The 16,909-nt window shown below is 40.7% G+C and carries 16 protein-coding genes and 1 other annotated feature; of the genes, 12 read left to right on the top strand and 4 right to left on the bottom strand.

What is annotated here, in order from left to right; all coding sequences use genetic code 11:
* Positions 1–44: 44 nt before the first annotated feature.
* Positions 45–221 carry a hypothetical protein gene (locus tag ACFPA1_RS05490; RefSeq protein ID WP_213140174.1) on the bottom strand — a complete coding sequence of 59 codons (177 nt, stop codon included), beginning with the start codon at positions 219–221 and terminating at the stop codon, positions 45–47.
* 391 nt (positions 222–612) lie between these two features.
* Between ACFPA1_RS05490 and ACFPA1_RS05495 the strand changes: the two genes are divergently transcribed.
* The 4 genes from ACFPA1_RS05495 (at position 613) to ACFPA1_RS05510 (ending at position 6,243) form a co-directional block, all read left to right on the top strand.
* The gene (locus ACFPA1_RS05495; protein WP_378581675.1) at positions 613–1,311 is read left to right on the top strand and encodes a Na-translocating system protein MpsC family protein; all 699 of its coding nucleotides are present in this window, start codon (positions 613–615) and stop codon (positions 1,309–1,311) included.
* Positions 1,312–1,425: 114 nt separating this feature from the next.
* A complete protein-coding gene (locus tag ACFPA1_RS05500) occupies positions 1,426–3,264 on the top strand; it encodes a PAS domain S-box protein (protein WP_213140172.1) in 1,839 nt (612 codons plus the stop codon).
* 148 nt (positions 3,265–3,412) lie between these two features.
* Entirely contained in the window at positions 3,413–4,630 is a 1,218-nt protein-coding gene (locus tag ACFPA1_RS05505) for an MFS transporter (protein WP_378581676.1), read from the top strand.
* A 380-nt stretch (positions 4,631–5,010) separates the two neighbouring features.
* On the top strand, positions 5,011–6,243 hold the full coding sequence (locus tag ACFPA1_RS05510) for a glycosyltransferase family 2 protein (protein WP_378581677.1): 1,233 nt from the start codon (positions 5,011–5,013) through the stop codon (positions 6,241–6,243).
* Between the two features lie 67 nt (positions 6,244–6,310).
* Here ACFPA1_RS05510 and ACFPA1_RS05515 read toward each other — a convergent pair whose 3' ends face one another.
* Positions 6,311–6,478, bottom strand: coding sequence for a hypothetical protein (locus ACFPA1_RS05515; protein ID WP_378581678.1), 168 nt, complete (start codon positions 6,476–6,478; stop codon positions 6,311–6,313).
* A gap of 140 nt (positions 6,479–6,618) precedes the next feature.
* On the opposite strand from ACFPA1_RS05515, the gene ACFPA1_RS05520 reads away from it, so the two are divergent.
* From ACFPA1_RS05520 to ACFPA1_RS05530, 3 genes are all read left to right on the top strand, one after another.
* Positions 6,619–7,488 carry a proline iminopeptidase-family hydrolase gene (locus tag ACFPA1_RS05520; protein WP_378581679.1) on the top strand — a complete coding sequence of 290 codons (870 nt, stop codon included), beginning with the start codon at positions 6,619–6,621 and terminating at the stop codon, positions 7,486–7,488.
* A gap of 208 nt (positions 7,489–7,696) precedes the next feature.
* A complete protein-coding gene (locus tag ACFPA1_RS05525; RefSeq protein WP_378581680.1) occupies positions 7,697–8,923 on the top strand; it encodes an ATP-binding protein in 1,227 nt (408 codons plus the stop codon).
* A gap of 215 nt (positions 8,924–9,138) precedes the next feature.
* Positions 9,139–10,464, top strand: coding sequence for an MDR family MFS transporter (locus tag ACFPA1_RS05530; RefSeq protein ID WP_378581681.1), 1,326 nt, complete (start codon positions 9,139–9,141; stop codon positions 10,462–10,464).
* Between the two features lie 128 nt (positions 10,465–10,592).
* On the opposite strand, the gene ACFPA1_RS05535 is transcribed toward ACFPA1_RS05530, so the two are convergent.
* Positions 10,593–11,048: a YndM family protein gene (locus tag ACFPA1_RS05535; RefSeq protein ID WP_213140166.1), complete on the bottom strand. Its 456-nt coding sequence runs from the start codon at positions 11,046–11,048 to the stop codon at positions 10,593–10,595.
* Positions 11,049–11,262: 214 nt separating this feature from the next.
* Here ACFPA1_RS05535 and ACFPA1_RS05540 point away from each other — a divergent pair, with 214 nt between their 5' ends.
* From ACFPA1_RS05540 to ACFPA1_RS05555, 4 genes are all read left to right on the top strand, one after another.
* Positions 11,263–12,048, top strand: a complete 786-nt coding sequence (locus ACFPA1_RS05540) for an ABC transporter ATP-binding protein (protein ID WP_378581682.1) — start codon at positions 11,263–11,265, stop codon at positions 12,046–12,048.
* Complete coding sequence (locus ACFPA1_RS05545; protein WP_213140164.1) at positions 12,032–12,793, top strand: ABC transporter permease; 762 nt, start codon at positions 12,032–12,034, stop codon at positions 12,791–12,793. Before ACFPA1_RS05540 ends, ACFPA1_RS05545 begins: the two co-directional genes overlap by 17 nt.
* 21 nt (positions 12,794–12,814) lie before the next feature.
* The gene (locus ACFPA1_RS05550; RefSeq protein ID WP_213140163.1) at positions 12,815–13,822 is read left to right on the top strand and encodes an ABC transporter substrate-binding protein; all 1,008 of its coding nucleotides are present in this window, start codon (positions 12,815–12,817) and stop codon (positions 13,820–13,822) included.
* Between the two features lie 62 nt (positions 13,823–13,884).
* On the top strand, positions 13,885–14,466 hold the full coding sequence (locus ACFPA1_RS05555; protein ID WP_213140162.1) for an SCO family protein: 582 nt from the start codon (positions 13,885–13,887) through the stop codon (positions 14,464–14,466).
* A gap of 76 nt (positions 14,467–14,542) precedes the next feature.
* On the opposite strand, the gene ACFPA1_RS05560 is transcribed toward ACFPA1_RS05555, so the two are convergent.
* On the bottom strand, positions 14,543–15,049 hold the full coding sequence (locus ACFPA1_RS05560; RefSeq protein WP_378581683.1) for a gamma carbonic anhydrase family protein: 507 nt from the start codon (positions 15,047–15,049) through the stop codon (positions 14,543–14,545).
* Between the two features lie 223 nt (positions 15,050–15,272).
* Positions 15,273–15,529, top strand: a binding site (T-box leader).
* Positions 15,530–15,599: 70 nt separating this feature from the next.
* Here ACFPA1_RS05560 and ilvA point away from each other — a divergent pair.
* On the top strand, positions 15,600–16,859 hold the full coding sequence (ilvA, locus tag ACFPA1_RS05565) for a threonine ammonia-lyase IlvA (protein ID WP_213140160.1): 1,260 nt from the start codon (positions 15,600–15,602) through the stop codon (positions 16,857–16,859).
* Positions 16,860–16,909 lie beyond the last annotated feature (50 nt).

Here is a 16,909-nt window from a genome sequence, read left to right on the forward strand (position 1 = left end):
AGGTGTAAACTGGCACCTTCCTATTTTTCGTGCATTCAAATGTTTTAGGTGCGAATGGTAGAGGTAGAGAAGTTCTTTATCATTTTTTGCAGATTTCTGTGGCCTTCTCTTAACTTAATTGCTTCTTCTATAATCTTTTGGAAACCTTCCAAATCTCTGTCAGTAGCGTTTAAAAGGGACTTCGGCAAGCCTTCGACGATTTGTTGTAGGGTTAAATCCAAGTATATAACCACCTTTCAACTAATTTCGTTAGACAATGATTTTCGTCTTTTTAATTAAATTTTAGAAAAGACTGTTTTTTTCCTGCAGGCAACGTAAAAAACTTATCACCAAATATCGGCAGAATCATTCAAGATTGGCAGGTATTATTGAACATCTTTCAAATAACGACAACAGATGAGCTTGTTGGCAGCGGATGACCAATGCAAACGGATTGCCGTTCAGTAAAAAAATGAATAATTATTTTTTTATAAAAAATAATATTTATATGTGCTTTTAAATGCTTTTACTATTTGTCAATGGCAAATAGTAGAAAATCATTGAAAATTTTAGCAAAAAAATATACAATAAATTTGGGATAAAAGAAAAAATGCTTTTATCTCAATTAAGAGGATGGTTTTATTGCAAAGCAAACAGCTTCAAATGGAACTTTCAAGCTATATTGGCAGAGCACTGCGTGAAGCCTTTGGAAAGGGACCCGAATCCGTTTATGTTTCGGTCAATCAGGCTTTTGTAACGGTTTATTTGCGAAACTTCATCTCACCGACTGAGAACGTTTTATTGGAACAAAAACAAAAACAGTTGTTCCAAAGTACAAGGGATATCTTAATGGAAACACTTATTTCGGAATTTAAGGCATATATGAAAATCTTAACCGGATTGGATATTAAAGAGTTTTATTATGACTGGGGTTTGCATAATAAAAGCGGGATGTTTGTTTGTATAGATTCTGATCCAACTAAAGATGAAAATAATATGGAGTACAATGGTAAAAACTCCATTCATGAAGAAGTTAGGGTCTTGAGCATTCAGGCTGAAAAAGAACCAGAGGAGATTGATTCCTACCTCTTAAACAATAGAACATTGGTAGTGATTCGGAAGGGAATACTTGTTCCGATTGAGAAGGAGTTAATCCGGACAGGCCATTCAGAAATATTAAAGCATGCAAAACGAAATCTTGAAAAAAGATTATTACATAATAAAGGTAATTTCGAAGGCATTCTTCAAACGAAAGTAACTGACATTTTTGTGGATTGGGATTTTCAGTTAGATAAAAGTGCCATCGTATTGATTTTATCTCCAACAACATAGGGCGGAAGTGAGTTAGACAATTTTGATTGAGCTAGACACAAGCCAAGATGGGACATTAACCTATCTTGGCTTTTTTGTATAGGTAAAAAGTAGGAAAGGAACTGATAGAGAAAGATGAACAGTCCTGTTGAAAATATTAAGAATCAAAAGAACCAGCTTTTAAAAAAATATATGAAGGAACGGTTTCCAGACTATGAAACGCTCTTTGACCGGAGCCAAGACGCCATTATATTAATGGATTCGGCCGGGAATTTGATTAGAGTGAACTCAGCATTTGAGAAAATGGCGGGATATTCAACTGATGAAGTGTTAACAATGAAACTTCAGACCTTTTTCACGCTCGATAGTTTAGACAACGTTTTTCATTATTTTCATAAAGCATCTTTAGGTCAACTGGAAAACTTCGATTGTCAAATGAAAAACAAAAGAGGCGCAATCCTCGAAGTCAATATTACTAATGTTCCTATCGGTGTAGAAAACCAATTTACCGGAGTAATTACTATCTTAAAAGATATTACTCTATTAAAACAAAAAAAGACGGAAGTTCGGAAAATTGAAGAGTTTCACCGCTTATTGACGGAAAATGTTCTTGATACAATCGTCTGTACAAATTTATTAGGGAAAATCATTTATATCTCTCCATCCTGCGAAACGATATCCGGTTATAAGGCCGAGGAATTGATTGGAACCACTCTTTCATTCATTGTTCACGAGGAAGATTGGGAAAAGGCTAATGCCGATCGAAAATTATCCTATTTAGGTGCAGAAAGCATTCGTGGGAAATACCGGATTCGTAGAAAAGATGGAACGTTGGTATGGGTGGAAGCACTCAGTAAACCGATTATTGATCCGGACACACAAACGATAGTAGAGGTTGTCTCAGTTATCAGGGACATTACTGAACGAATTAAAGCGGAAGAAGAGTTGTGGAGTCGTAAGAAGGCTTTCCGCGAATTAGTGGAACATTCTCCGGATGCTGTTCTCATTGTCCTGGATAAGGAGATCATTTTTGTAAATGAGACAGGTATTGATTTACTTGGTGTTAACAATGCAGAAGAGGTTCTTTCGAAAAACCTTCTCTATTTTATTCACCCTGATTACCATCAAGAGATGAAGGAGCGGATTCAAACCGTTTCTAATGGTGAAACGGTCGATTTTCGGGATTACAAAGTAATCCGCGGGGATGGGTCAGTATTTGATGCTGAAATAAAAGGAATTCCTACATTTTTCAATAATCATTATGCCCAACATGTGATTATTCGGGATATTACTGAACGTAAAAAGACGCAGGAGCTTTTGCTAAACTCTGAAAAGTTAACCATTGCCGGGCAATTGGCTGCAGGCATTGCCCACGAGGTCCGAAATCCACTGACAGCCATTAAAGGGTTTTTGCAGTTAATGGAAAGGAAAATGGAAGATCAAACCTATTTTGGAATAATTGAATCGGAAATAGATCGCATTGAACTAATCCTCAGTGAATTGCTAGTTCTAGCCAAACCGCAGGATGTTAAGTTCGAATCCGTCTATTTGCCAGCCTTGATTGAAGATATTAAAACATTGATCGATACCCAAGCAATTATGAATAATGTGGAAATTGAAGTGGGTAATACTGTTGGACCAATCACAATCAATGGCGATATAAATCAGTTAAAGCAGGTCTTTATCAACTTTTTAAAAAATGCTATTGAAGCAATGCCAAATGGTGGCAGCTGCATTATTGAAATGAAAGCAATCGGTGAGAACAAGGTGAAGATTTTCTTTAAGGATACGGGTGACGGCATTCCGCCGCACATTTTGAAGCGAATTGGCGAACCATTCTTTACGACCAAAGAAAATGGCACAGGGCTCGGAATTATGATTTCAAAACAAATCATTGAAAACCATCACGGCACCGTCCATTTTTGGAGTGACAAGAAGGGCACCATTATTGAGGTCATTCTTCCGTTACAATAGCGATAAAAGTATCCCAAGTAAAAATACTTGGGATATTTATATTTCAAAAACCGGATATTTCGGGAGTGAAAATAATTTTAGTTTATGATATTATGACAGTATTAAATTTAAATTTTTGGAAAAAAGTACAATTTAGGAGATGGAAAACGTGCTAATGTGGAAACGAAATTTATGGGTGCTTTGGGTTGGCGTGTTCTTTACATCAGCCAGTTTTTCCATGGTAATTCCTTTTTTACCGATATTTCTGTTGCAATTAGGGGTGCATGATCACGCTGAAATGTGGTCAGGTGTGCTCTTTAGTGCTGCTTTCTTTGCTGGTGCTTTCGCTTCACCGTTTTGGGGGCGTGTGGCCGATAAATATGGAAGAAAACCAATGATTATAAGGGCTGGAATTGCCCTTTTTGTTATTTATACGTTAATGGCATTTGTCACCAATCCATACCAAATCTTAGCATTAAGGATTTTACAGGGGTTACTCAGTGGGTTTATACCAGGTGCAATTGCTTTGATTGGAACCAATACTCCGAATGAAAAAGTTGGGTATGCCTTGTCCATGATCTCCTCAGCATCGGCATCAGGGGGCATCCTTGGTCCACTATTAGGCGGGGGGATTGCACATCTTGTCGGTAACCGGCTTGCCTTTGCCAGTGGTGGAGTATTTGTATTCCTCGCCACGCTGCTGATCATTTTTTGGGTAAAAGAAGAAAATTTCAAGCCTAACAAAGAGCGCGGGGGCTCTGTTAGAAATGATTTTAAGACAGCGATGACCAACCGGCCGTTATTTCTTGTGCTCATTTTAACAGTTGTAACAAGTTGTTCCATCATGACGATCGAACCAGTGCTTCCTTTATATGTTGTAAAGTTGGGTGGGTCATCCGATAACGCTTCATTAATTGCCGGTATCGTGTTTTCACTGCCAGGCATCGCTAGTGCTTTATTTGCCCCGTATTGGGGAAAATGGGCCGATAAAGTAGGTTTTCAGCGGGTGTTATTCATAGGCTTGATGGGCGGCGGCATCGGCATGTTAGCCCAGATACTGGTCTCGCAAATATGGGGATTTTCTATCATCCGCTTCATGTTTGGCGTCTTCTTCTGCGCGGTTTATCCAGCGTTAAACGGTTTGGTCGTAAAATCCACGCCAGATGAATTCCGAGGCCGCGCCTTTGGATTAAACCAAACCGCCAATCAGATTGGCGGCATGACAGGCCCGATGATTGGCGGCTTCTTAGGCGGAATATTACCGGTTCAAAGTGTGTTCCTGGTAACCGGTGTCCTTCTTTTAACTGCCATGGGGATGGTGTATTGGAATGCAGGTGTGTTAAGTGGTTCATTGAAGGGGAAGGTTATTGCCAGAAAATCAGGTTAAAACTTACCTCCAGATTTTAATAGCAAAACTAGAAAGAGGTTGGAGTAAAGCCCAATCTCTTTTTGTATTATCAGGTTATTTTTGCGAATCAGTCAATTATAGTGTGAGGTTTGCGAAAAGGGATTATAATCCGATTGCGGGAAATTCCTCCCTCAATTTTAATCTTATTGGTAATTTCAGAACAACTATGGTATCCATGAGGCCTTCCATATAAAATAGTCTCACATAACTCAAACAGAAACGAGGGTTTGACTTCGGATTTGACTATTTCACTTAGAGAATCATCAAGAGATATACCGTTACGTATTCAAAGGAGATTATATCTTTCTGTATTGTGGAAGTTTTGGATCAGCCATGGATTTGCTTTTGTTTGGATGATTATGTCTATTATTATTTCGATCCCTTGGGTGAAGGAACTGGGGGATTATGTGACTATCCCGGTAGCGCTTCTTTTGATTACTGGAATTGCCTATATACCAGGATACCTAAATGCCTTTATGGTCGTAAGTCTTTTGTTTGACAAGCAGCCGGGATTTAATACGTTGCATCCGGCCGAACCAGTGAGTATTTTAATTGCGTGTTGGAATGAGGAAAAAGGGATAGTTAGTACCTTACAGCAAATAGCAAAACAGGACTATGCAGGAGAAATCCGGATTATCGTCATTGATAACAATTCGACAGACCGTACAGCACTGGTGGCAAATCAATTAGGTGATGAGCTGGGTCTTAATATAAAAGTTCTTTTTGAAAAAAAACCTGGGAAGAATTTTGCGTTAAACCAAGCGCTCCGAAATGTCGAGACCAAATATTTGATTACATTGGACGCTGATACCTTACTTCATACCCAAGCAGTAAGGCGCCTGGTAGCCCGGATGGAATCCGCACCACAGGAGGTTTGTGCGGTGGCAGGAGCCGTTCTTGTCCGCAACAGCCGTGAAAACTGGCTGGCCCGGATTCAGGAATGGGATTACTTTTTAGGAATTGCTTCTATTAAAAGGCTGCAGGGCTTATATCAGGGAACGCTCGTTGCTCAAGGGGCCTACAGCCTTTACCAAACAGAAGTTGTCAAGGAAGCGGGGGGCTGGCCTGATGCCATTGGAGAAGATATAGTTCTTACATGGTCATTTTTAGAGAAAAATTATAAGGTATATTTTGAACCGACGGCCATTGCTTTTACGGATGTACCTACGAACTTTCGCCATTTCGTTCGGCAGCGGAGCCGCTGGGCACGAGGGATGATTGAGGCGCTCAAACGGGTCAAGCCATGGCAGCAGCCGAGGATATTTACAAGGTATTTAACCGGTTCGAACCTTGTGATGCCATATTTGGATTTTGTTTATACGTTCGTTTGGATCCCCGGGTTATTCTTGAGTTTCTTTGGATTCTACTGGATTGCCGGCCCGCAGACACTTTTCGTCCTACCTTTAGCTTTACTGACAAATTACGTCCTTTATCGATACCAAAAGGGTGTTTTTCAGGAACTTAACCTTGGCATTAGAAAAAATCGTAAGGGATTCTTCTTGTACGTATTGTGCTATCAGATGATTATGTCCCCGGTATCTGTGTGGGGCTATTTGCAAGAGGGCATGCGTCTTCGAAGAGTTTGGAAATAATTCAGCTATCCTCCTATAGTAATGTCTTAAAAAAAGAGTGAACGAAAAATTCACTCTTGGCCAGCTCTTATGCTTTTGTGTTATTCGTTTTAGTATCGATGCTATTAGTAATGGGGTGAGGCTGGCCGTACCCTTCTATATTTCCGGCATGTTCCTCATGGTATTGGGTTCCGGAATTCTGTCCGTTCGTCAGTGATTTTCCTTTTTGCTGTTTGTTACTAGGCGATTGTCCCATTATGTTTTTCACCTCCCTGACATCATATAGAGTGGGAAGTAAAATTAAAATTATTCATAAGTCCCTAATATTCTGTTGTAGATTAATGATGTAAAATAGTCTTAAATAGAATTAAGATAAATATTAAAGGAGAAATTCTAATGCGGACAGAAGGATACATAGACGTAACCGGTGGGAAAGTTTGGTATGAGAAATATGATCATGGAACGGGGAACACACCGGTAATTATTTTGCACGGCGGGCCAGGTTCATCGTGCTTTTCCTTACAGGGGTTGAAGCAGTTGGCGGCAGACCGCCCGGTCATTCTATACGATCAATTAGGTTGCGGCAGGTCAGAAAGGCCACAAGATGATTCACTTTGGCAGTTGGATCGATTCGTGGAGGAGTTGGGACAAATTCGCGCCGCTTTGAACCTTGATGAAGTACATATTCTTGGGCATTCCTGGGGAACCACACTAGCGGCAGCCTATTGTTTAACGAAGCCGAGCGGGGTAAAAAGTGTCATTTTTTCAAGCCCATGCCTGAGTGCGCCATTATGGGAACAGGATCAAAAGCGGAATTTGAAAAAGCTGCCGGTTGAAGTCCAAGATACCATAAAACGCTGTGAAGAAGACGGAGCCACGGATTCGGAAGAGTTTCAGGCAGCCATCGAGGTGTTCAGCAAAGAATTTGTCTGCCGGATTCCAAAGCCTGAGCATCTAAAAGCGCACCCTGAATACCGAAACTCCGAAATTTACAATATTATGTGGGGCCCATCCGAATTTACGGTACTGGGGAATTTAAAAGAATTTGACTGCACCTCACAATTGAAGGAAATCATTTGCCCCGCACTATATACGTGTGGCCGGTACGATGAGGCTACGCCGGAAACAACAGAGCAATACAGCCGTTCAACACCTGGCTCGAAATTTCATGTATTTGAAAACAGTGCCCATATGCCATATATTGAGGAACCGGAAGAATTTTTACGGGTTGTTGGGGAATTTATGCACTGGGTGGATAGTAATTAAGAAGAACCGCCTGATTTTTTTCAGGTGGTTTTTTCTTCTTAATGACCTAGTTGGAAAACGAATAATTAATTTATACCCGGGCATAAAATAGATGCCTTTTATATTGGACCTTTTTTCCATGAGATGAAAAAGTTGGAGAATGATAAAGGATTATTTGTGATTTCGTCGAATTAAATCAGGTAACCTACATACACAAAGAGGAATGGACATGAATAAATCTGGACAAATCATTTTGCTGCTACTATCACTCATTTTTACTACCTACCAAAGGATTATGTATCATGAACCCTTCTTTACATTTGACTTTTTCCTTTTTACCCTGATCGCTTGGTTTGTTGGCTGGCAATACGATAAGGCCAGATTTTTTGAAAAAAAAGCACGTGAAAGTGAAGAAAGCTATAAGAGATTACTTGATTCACTCCCTGAATCTATCTTTATTTATCAGGATACGAAAATTGTTTATGGAAATCGGGCAGCTCTCAGTATGGTTGGCGCCAAAAGTTTGGCAGAAGTTCTGGGGAAGTCTATTTTTGAATTTATCACGCCTGAGTATAAAGAACGGCTCGAAGAACGAATCAAGCTAATTAAGAAAGAAAAATGCCCCCTTGCTACTATTGAATATAAAATTAAACGGACCGACGGAACAGAATTTTTTCTTGAAGTTACTCCCTTATCGATTGTTTTTGGAAAAAAAGAAGCGATCCTCGTGGTTGGAAAGGATGTCACAGCCCGAAGAGAGGAAACAGAAAGACTTCTGCAAAAATCCGAAAAATTGGCTTTGCTCGGCCAAATGGCGGCGGGAATTGCTCATGAAATCCGCAACCCGCTTACGTCCATTAAGGGATTTATCCAATTATTCAAAGCAAACAGTGAACAGGGTGAATATTATGATATCGTATTAGCAGAGCTGGAGCGTATTAATGCCATTGTGGGCGAATTCCTGGTTCTGGCCAAACCATCCGCGGCTGTTTTCAAGGAACAGAATATTGAACTATTGTTACATGATGTTATTACCTTAATAAATACTCAGTCTATCATTAATAATGTGCAGATTTATACTGAAATTGCTGAAGAGCTGCCGATGATATCTGGTGAAGAAAATCAGTTAAAGCAAGTTTTTTTAAATCTCTTGAAGAATTCAATTGAATCCATGCATCTAGGCGGCGATATCTTTGTAACGGTAGGGGTAAAGGAAGAAGGCAAAATATCCATCCGGATTACCGACGAAGGGGTCGGCATACCAGAAGAACGGATTCGAACACTAGGGGAGCCATTCTATACAACAAAAGAAAAAGGAACCGGACTCGGACTAATGACCTGTTTCAAAATAGTCGAAGGCCACCGCGGCCAAATCAAATTTACAAGCGCAGTACACCAAGGAACAACCGTAGAAGTCACCCTGCCAACAATTACGCAGCCATTATTAAAAAAATGAAACATGGGGACGGTTCTTGTGCATCATTTGCATGAGAACTGATTTTTTTTTGAGAGGTATGGGGCGGTTCTAATGCAACATATTCAGGCGCCGATTATTCTTATTTTTTAAAAAATAAAAAATTAGTAAACCTTTTGCTATAATAGTTTAGTCTGAAATCATATATATGTAAAAAATTAGGAAGAGTTATATTTGGCTTTTTCACGGAGGTTTATATGGGGAAAAATAAATATGTATTTTGGGGGCTGGTCATCACGACCCTCATTTCGGCGCTTGACGCCAATATTATGCAGACAGCTAGTCCTACTATTGTCAAACAGCTTGGCGGAATGGAGTTGTTTGCGTGGATATTTGTTGTCTATATGCTGGCAAGTACAGTAACCGTACCTTTGTACGGAAAATTATCGGATATGTATGGACGAAAAAATCTGTTGATGATTGCGGTTGGAATTTTTACATTAGGTTCCATTTTATGCGGCATGGCGAACTCAATGGTTTCCTTAGTTATATATAGAGGTATTCAAGGCCTGGGAGCAGGCGGCATGATTCCACTCTCGATGATTATTGTCGGAGATTTGTTCACGATTGAAAAGCGCGGCAAGATCCAAGCGGTTTTCAGCAGTATTTGGGCCATTTCTTCAATTGTCGGGCCAGTGATGGGCTCCTTTTTCGTCGAGACTCTGACTTGGAGATGGATTTTCTTTATTAATATTCCGATTGGTATAGCAACTGTATTATGTTTGCTTCCTTATAAAGAGCAAACAGAATTTAAGAAAACTCATATTGACTATAAAGGTTTCTTTTTATTTGGGGCTTCGGTCAGCCTTCTATTATTATCTACCAATGTAGGCAACGCCATCTGGTATGTGATAGCGGGCATAATTGGCATGATTATTTTTATTTTGGTAGAAAGAAAGGAAGCGCATCCTTTTTTACCTGTTTCCCTTTTTAAAAATAAAGGCATCCTGATGACGAATCTATTTATGCTAGTGTACTGTTTATCGTTTTTTGGCACCTCTAATTATATACCGCTGTTTCTTCAAGAGGGCTCGCATATGAGTATTTATAAGAGCGGCTTGATTTTATTAAGCATTGCGGTCGGCTGGATGTTTGGCAGTACACCTGCTGGAAAATGGATTATCCGATTCGGTTATAAACGGTTATTTATTATCGGCAGTTTTATTACTGCGTTATCAGGACTTGCACTGTTTATGTTTATTAAAGATTTGTCGTATACGAATTTGTTTTTAATTTTGACAGTACAGGGCTTTTCATTTGGTTTATTGTTTGCAGTCGGCACGATTGCTTCGCAGGAGTTCGCCGAAGCCAATATTAAAGGAGTATCCACCTCGTTGCAGATGTTTTTGCGGAACATCGGTACATCGATTGGCGTTACCGTGATGGGGTTGATTATTAACCATACTGCAAATATTGTAAATGGCATGCAGAATGTCTTTCTCTATGCCTTAATTTTAAGTTTGGTCACGGTTGTGCTAAGCTTCCTCATTCCTGCGAAGACTGCAGAATTGAGTGAGGGATAACAACATATGACTAGATAAGAAGGTTACACATAAAAATATTATGTAAATCTAATGGTAAAAGTCCTCATGAATTGTTCCATGAGGACTTTTTTTTATAAGAGTTTACCATGCTCTGAATTAGGTTATTTCTACTTATTCTCGTCCGAACTCCTGACGTCCGGCTTTACCGGAGTAAACTCCTCGGCAGCTTCTGTTTGGAAATGTGGTTGTTGTTGGATAGGCCTCGAGGTATTTGTAAATTGTTTGTTTTTCTCATTCGTAAGAAAACCATGGTAAAAGTATTCAAATAAGGCCACGGCAGCAGCTGAAATAAACGAGGCCCAAATTAGATTATTTTCGTTTGTCAGCATTCGCCCCATTAACCACACCACCAAAAAGGTAACTAGAAAATCCGCCACGGTTGCCAAGAGGTTGGTGGTTTTACGAAGAATCAGTAAATCTCCTACTACATAACTGACAATCCCCAGTACAGCCGTTATCAAAAGGACATCTCCAAAACTAAAATCAAAAAACAAACCGAGAATGATCCCAAGTATAATCAAGCAGGGTATAAACTTGGCTGCCAAACGATATACATTTTGCATCAACGAATCCTCCTTTTTCCTGTAGATTTCCCCTTGAATTTTCCAAATATACAAATACAGAGGAGCCTGCACCTTTTTTACCCAACCCACAATCATTAATTTGCAAAATTTGCAGAAAAATAATTGACTTTACCCACAGAACCTTTATAATAAATTTTAATCAATATAAATCCGATAAAATTAATGCGAATTATAGGGAAAGTGGGGATGCGAAGTGTTTCTTCACATTAATGAGGTAAATAAGCAGTTTCTTAATCAAAATGAGGTAAGTACTGTTCTTTCAGATATAAATCTGGAAATAAAAGAGGGCGAATTTGTTTCGATTCTTGGGCCGTCCGGTTGTGGGAAATCGACCTTATTATCTATTGTGGCCGGGTTGACTAAGCCCTCCAGCGGCGAGGTCCTCTTGAATGGCCAGCCTATTACCAAACCGGGCCGAGACCGCGGCATGGTGTTCCAGCAGCCTGCTCTATTCCCGTGGATGACCGTGGAAGAGAATGTTATGTTCCCGCTCCGCAAAGAGATGAAAAAGAAGGAAGCAAGGGAAACAGCCCACCAATTTTTAAAAATGGTGCAGCTCAGCAACTATACAAAGCATTCACCGCATGAACTATCGGGCGGAATGCAGCAGCGCGTGGCAATCGCCCGTGCGCTTTCAATGAATCCAAAGGTCCTTTTAATGGATGAACCGTTTGGTGCGCTTGATGAGCAGACACGTTCGCGACTGCATACCGAGCTAGAAAAAATTTGGCTTGAAACACGGAAAACGATCCTATTTGTCACCCATAGCATCAGCGAATCTATTAAGCTATCAGACCGGATTGTTGTGATGGGAACGCGTCCAGGAGTGGTTCTCGAGGATATTCACGTAAAAATCCCAAGGCCGCGCGCAAACCATCCGCAAATGGTGGGCAAATTGGAAGAAAAGATTATGGGATTACTACAATCCGAGATTGATAAAGTTGTGAAAGAGGAACTCGCATATGCAGCAAACAATTAAACGCACCATATTCTTTGCACTGCTTTTAATCATCTGGCAGGGGGCAGTAAGAATTTTTGACATTTCACCAGCGCTAATGCCGGCACCAACGGATGTTTACGAAGCACTTGCCAAAGGTTTTTCTGATAAAACACTAATCTACGATATACTTGCCAGCCTGCGGCGCTTAGCTATTGGATTGTCACTTGCCATCGTAATTGGTGTCGGTCTTGGCATTCTTTTAGCAAAAAATAAAACCGCTGATGAGACTCTTGGAACTTTGATTTTGGCCCTGCAAAGTGTACCGAGCATCGTCTGGCTGCCGATTGCAATCATGTGGTTCGGCTTAAACGAACAAGCCGTTACGTTTATCGTCATTCTTGGCGCAACCTTGGTAATGACCATCAATATGCGGATGGGGATTAAAAACGTTTCGCCTCTATATATTAAAGCCGCACAAACGATGGGTTCAGGGGGATTAGACTTATTCCTTAAGGTTATTTTTCCGGCATCCATCCCATACGCCGTGACGGGTGCCAGACTTGGCTGGGCATTTGCCTGGCGAGCGCTCATGGCGGGGGAACTTTTAAGCAGCGGTCCGGGGCTTGGTTATACACTTAAATTTGCCTCCGATTTTGGCAATATGAGCCTTGTTATCGCGATTATGATCATCATCGGCGTCATTGGAACGATTGTTGATATTACCTTCTTCCAGCGCGTTGAAAAAAATGTCATGCGCCGCTGGGGTTTAGAAACTAGCAATTAGAGATTAAAAGGGGAGAAAAAGATGAAAAAGCAGGTATCTATCATCAGCATTATTCTATTATTGGTATTCGGAGCGCTAGCGGGCTGTGGCTCAAAAGAAGCTAGTTCTGGCAGTTCAGAAAAGGCTGCTAAAAAAGTAGTCATCGGTTATTTTCCAAACATTGATCATGCTCCGGCTATGGTTGCAAAGGCGAAAGGCTATTATGAAAAAGAATTGGGTAAAGATGTAACAGTGGAATACAAAACATTCCCGGACGGCGGAGCATTTATGACCGCTCTTAAAACTGGCGATATTGATGCTGGTTTAGTTGGACCTGGCCCAGTTATGAATAACTTTACAAACGGCGCAGATGTTAAAATCCTTGCAGGTGCCTCTTCAGGAGGTACAGCCATTGTAGCAAGCAAGAAGAGCGGCATTAATTCTGTTGAAGACTTCAACGGAAAGACGTTTATTACTCCAGGCGTTGGCTGTACACATGATGTTCAGATGGAAACATTTTTACAGGATTTTGGAATCTCTTCGGCTCGGATTGGCGGTACATTGAAGCATGTAACCGGTAACCCTGCCCAGTATGCAAGCATGTTTGAGTCCGGAAAAGTGGATATCGCGGCTGTTCCAGAGCCATGGGCATCACAGTTAGTGAAAGACGGCGGCGCGAAAATTATCGTCGACAGCTCTAAAATTTCTTTTGGTAAAACTCTGCCAAACACAATCTTAGTTTCAAGCGGCAAGAAAATTAAAGATGATAAAGATGTTATTGCTAAAATTGTGAAAGCACAAGATGAAGCTATTGCGTTTATTGAAAAAAACCCGGAAGAAGCAAAAGATATCACAATTAAGAGCATTAAAGAGATTACAAAGCAAGACCTTGCTAAGGATGTCGTCGATGCTGCTTGGGAAAATATTCATTTCACGACTGATGTCAATAAAGATGTGATTCAAGAGTTTGCTAACTCTTCCGTAGAGCTTAAATTCTTGAAGGAAAAGCCTGATTTTGCATCATTAATTGATACAGAATTTATTAACTAAAAATGAAAGAAGGTGCTGAGTGGATGCTCGGCACTTTTTTTAAGCAAAAGGGGATTGTGAGAATGAAACGTTTTTTAATTGTATTATTTTCCGTCCTGCTTCTTACTTCTTGTTCGGCGGATAAAGAAAAGAAGGAGAAGGTAGAGTTTCCGCTTAGCATGAAGGTGGAGAGATTTGAAGGAATCAATCAAGACGGGAAACAAGTTGGCCTATCAAAATTAAAGGGTAAGGTCTGGGTGGCTGATTTTGTGTTTACGAACTGTGACACGGTTTGTTCGCCAATGACTGCCAATATGGCCGAGCTGCAGCGAAAATTGGCGGATGAAGGTGTGGACACCCGGCTCGTCTCCTTTAGCATTGATCCAGAGCAGGATCAGCCTGCAGTCCTAAAGCAATATGCGAGTGGAGTGCAGGCTGATTTCGCAAACTGGGATTTAATCACGGGCTATAAGCAGGAGTTTATTGAAAGCTTTGCTAATAAGTCGTTTATGGCCCCGGCAGCGAAGCTGGAAGGGTCAAATCAATATGTGCACAGCACTTCGTTTTATTTAGTAAACAAAAAGGGGTTTGTTGTTCAGAAGTACGAAGGTGCAACGGATGTACCTTATGAGCAGATCATTAAGGATATTAAATCATTACAATAATATTTAGTATAATAATGTTATGTAAACTTATATTTTTATCTGAAGGGCACTGCTTAAGCAAGTGCCCTTATTAATGTTATTTTAATATATCCTTAAATTCTTTCCCTTTCTGGACATAGTGGGCACTGGACATTTGCAGCATTTGCAAGTCCTTCTCGGTCAGCTCGCGGACCACTTTTCCCGGTGAACCTAACACAAGGGAGCGGGGCGGAATCTTTATTCCGCCTGCCAGCAGGGTATTGGCTCCAATAATACATTCCTCGCCAACCTCGACATTGTCCAATATGGTAGAGCCCATACCGACGATTGTCTTCCTGCCAATTTTACAGCCGTGGAGGATGGCATTATGGCCAATCGTGCAATCGTCCTCGATGATACAGGATTCAAACATATGTATGGTGGAATTATCCTGGATACTGCAGCGTTCTCCGATAATGATCGGACCGTCATCTGCCCGTAGAACAGCGTTAAACCAAACGGTGGAGTCTTTGCCGATGGTAACATCGCCAACGATATAAGCGCCAGGAGCGACGAATACAGATTCATGAACAGCAGGGGTTTTGCCATTGTAGGGAATAATCATTTTTACCTCTCCTCTAAATATCAGAATATTTTTATATTTCATTATAACATAATTAGTGGAAATATAGGGTAATTGTCCTTTTTAATGAAGCTGTCTTTTAAAAAATGACATCTGTGTCCTGAAATGGAAATGAAAGCGCTTTAATAATTGTCTAAATAATATAAATAGTCTAAAAATATTGACAGACCCTTTTTTCGGTGTTAACCTTATTAAAAATTGATTTATAAAATTGATGACGAGAAGAGTAGGATTTGCTGTTTGTCTAAAGAGAGTCGGCGGTTGGTGGAAGCCGATGACAGGCCTTATCTGAAAATCATCTCTGAGATGTGCTGCTGAAATATTTCCAGTAAGCCGCACCGGGAAGTCCGCCGTTACAATGGAACACGTATATTACAATGTACGGATGATCGAGAGCCGCAGCAAGTTGTTTATTGGATGCTGCGGAAGTAGGGTGGTAACGCGAGCTAACTCGTCCCTATACCAATGGGGACGGGTTTTTTATTGTTTATAAAAGCTGAGATTTTTTCAAACTTGAGGAGGGAAATTGACCATGAGTCAACAGGTCGAAACATTTAATGTGGAGGATATCATCATTGCTAGTCACACCATCAAGGATGTGATTTCGCCGACTCCGCTACAATACAATCATTTATTGTCTGAGCGTTATGGCTGCCATGTCTACTTAAAACGTGAAGATATGCAGAGTGTCCGTTCTTTTAAAATCCGTGGAGCTTACAATCGTATTAAGAGGTTGAGCCCCGAGGATATAGAGAATGGCATTATCTGTGCAAGCGCTGGAAACCACGCACAGGGGGTTGCCTATTCCTGCCACCTATTAAACATTAGCGGGAAAATCTTTATGCCGAATACGACACCAAAACAAAAGGTAAACCAAGTGAAGTTTTGGGGTAAGGACAGCGTCGAAATCGTTTTGGTAGGCGATACCTTTGATGATGCTTACGAAAAAGCAATAGAATGCAGCCGCGAAGAAAACCGAACGTTTATCCATCCGTTTGATGATTATGACGTCATTGCCGGGCAAGGTACAGTAGGTGTCGAGCTTCTAAATGACTGTCATGAAAATATCGACTATTTATTCGGAGCAATTGGCGGCGGCGGTCTAATGGCTGGTGTGGGTACCTACCTGAAGCATTTTTCTCCAGAAACTAAATTAATCGGTGTTGAACCTGAAGGTGCCCCTGGGATGAAGGAATCGGTTTTAAAAGGGGAAGTCACCTCGCTTGATAAAATTGACCCATTCGTTGATGGTGCGGCGGTTAAAACAGTCGGTACGAAGACTTTTAATATCTGTAAAGAGCTTATCGATGATATCGTAGTTGTACCTGAAGGAAAGGTTTGTACGACGCTTTTATCTTTATACAATGAAAATGCGATCGTTGTTGAGCCTACAGGTGCTTTATCTATTGCTGCATTGGATACATATGCTGAACAGATTAAAGGTAAAACTGTTGTATGTATCGTCAGCGGCGGGAACAATGATATCGGCCGGATGCAGGAAATCAAGGAGCGCTCAAAGCTTTATGAAGGACTGCAGCATTATTTTATCGTTAATTTTCCACAGCGCCCAGGTGCACTGCGGGAGTTCTTATTAGAGGTCCTTGGACCAAACGATGATATCAGCCATTTTGAATATACGAAAAAGAACAACCGTGAAACCGGACCGGCATTAGTTGGAATCGAGCTGAAGGATAGAGAAGACTATTTCCCTTTAATAGAACGAATCAAGACGAAAGGTTTTAACTGCAGGGAAGTAAATAAGGATAGTACGCTATTTCAAATGTTGGTGTAAAATTCCGAAAAAAATGTTGAAGGACACCAATATTAATATAAGCAATGTTG

The organism is Neobacillus sp. GCM10023253 (genome assembly GCF_042653105.1).
GTDB classification, from domain to species: domain Bacteria; phylum Bacillota; class Bacilli; order Bacillales; family Cytobacillaceae; genus Neobacillus; species Neobacillus citreus.

Coding starts and splice junctions, on each gene's coding strand:
- ACFPA1_RS05510 (WP_378581677.1), top strand. CDS start 5,011: ATGTCTATTATTATTTCGATCCCTTGGGTGAAGGAACTGGGGGATTAT.
- ACFPA1_RS05555 (WP_213140162.1), top strand. CDS start 13,885: ATGAAACGTTTTTTAATTGTATTATTTTCCGTCCTGCTTCTTACTTCT.
- ACFPA1_RS05525 (WP_378581680.1), top strand. CDS start 7,697: ATGAATAAATCTGGACAAATCATTTTGCTGCTACTATCACTCATTTTT.
- ACFPA1_RS05530 (WP_378581681.1), top strand. CDS start 9,139: ATGGGGAAAAATAAATATGTATTTTGGGGGCTGGTCATCACGACCCTC.
- ACFPA1_RS05495 (WP_378581675.1), top strand. CDS start 613: ATGGTTTTATTGCAAAGCAAACAGCTTCAAATGGAACTTTCAAGCTAT.
- ACFPA1_RS05500 (WP_213140172.1), top strand. CDS start 1,426: ATGAACAGTCCTGTTGAAAATATTAAGAATCAAAAGAACCAGCTTTTA.
- ilvA (WP_213140160.1), top strand. CDS start 15,600: ATGAGTCAACAGGTCGAAACATTTAATGTGGAGGATATCATCATTGCT.
- ACFPA1_RS05545 (WP_213140164.1), top strand. CDS start 12,032: ATGCAGCAAACAATTAAACGCACCATATTCTTTGCACTGCTTTTAATC.
- ACFPA1_RS05550 (WP_213140163.1), top strand. CDS start 12,815: ATGAAAAAGCAGGTATCTATCATCAGCATTATTCTATTATTGGTATTC.
- ACFPA1_RS05515 (WP_378581678.1), bottom strand. CDS start 6,478: ATGGGACAATCGCCTAGTAACAAACAGCAAAAAGGAAAATCACTGACG.
- ACFPA1_RS05535 (WP_213140166.1), bottom strand. CDS start 11,048: ATGCAAAATGTATATCGTTTGGCAGCCAAGTTTATACCCTGCTTGATT.
- ACFPA1_RS05520 (WP_378581679.1), top strand. CDS start 6,619: ATGCGGACAGAAGGATACATAGACGTAACCGGTGGGAAAGTTTGGTAT.
- ACFPA1_RS05560 (WP_378581683.1), bottom strand. CDS start 15,049: ATGATTATTCCCTACAATGGCAAAACCCCTGCTGTTCATGAATCTGTA.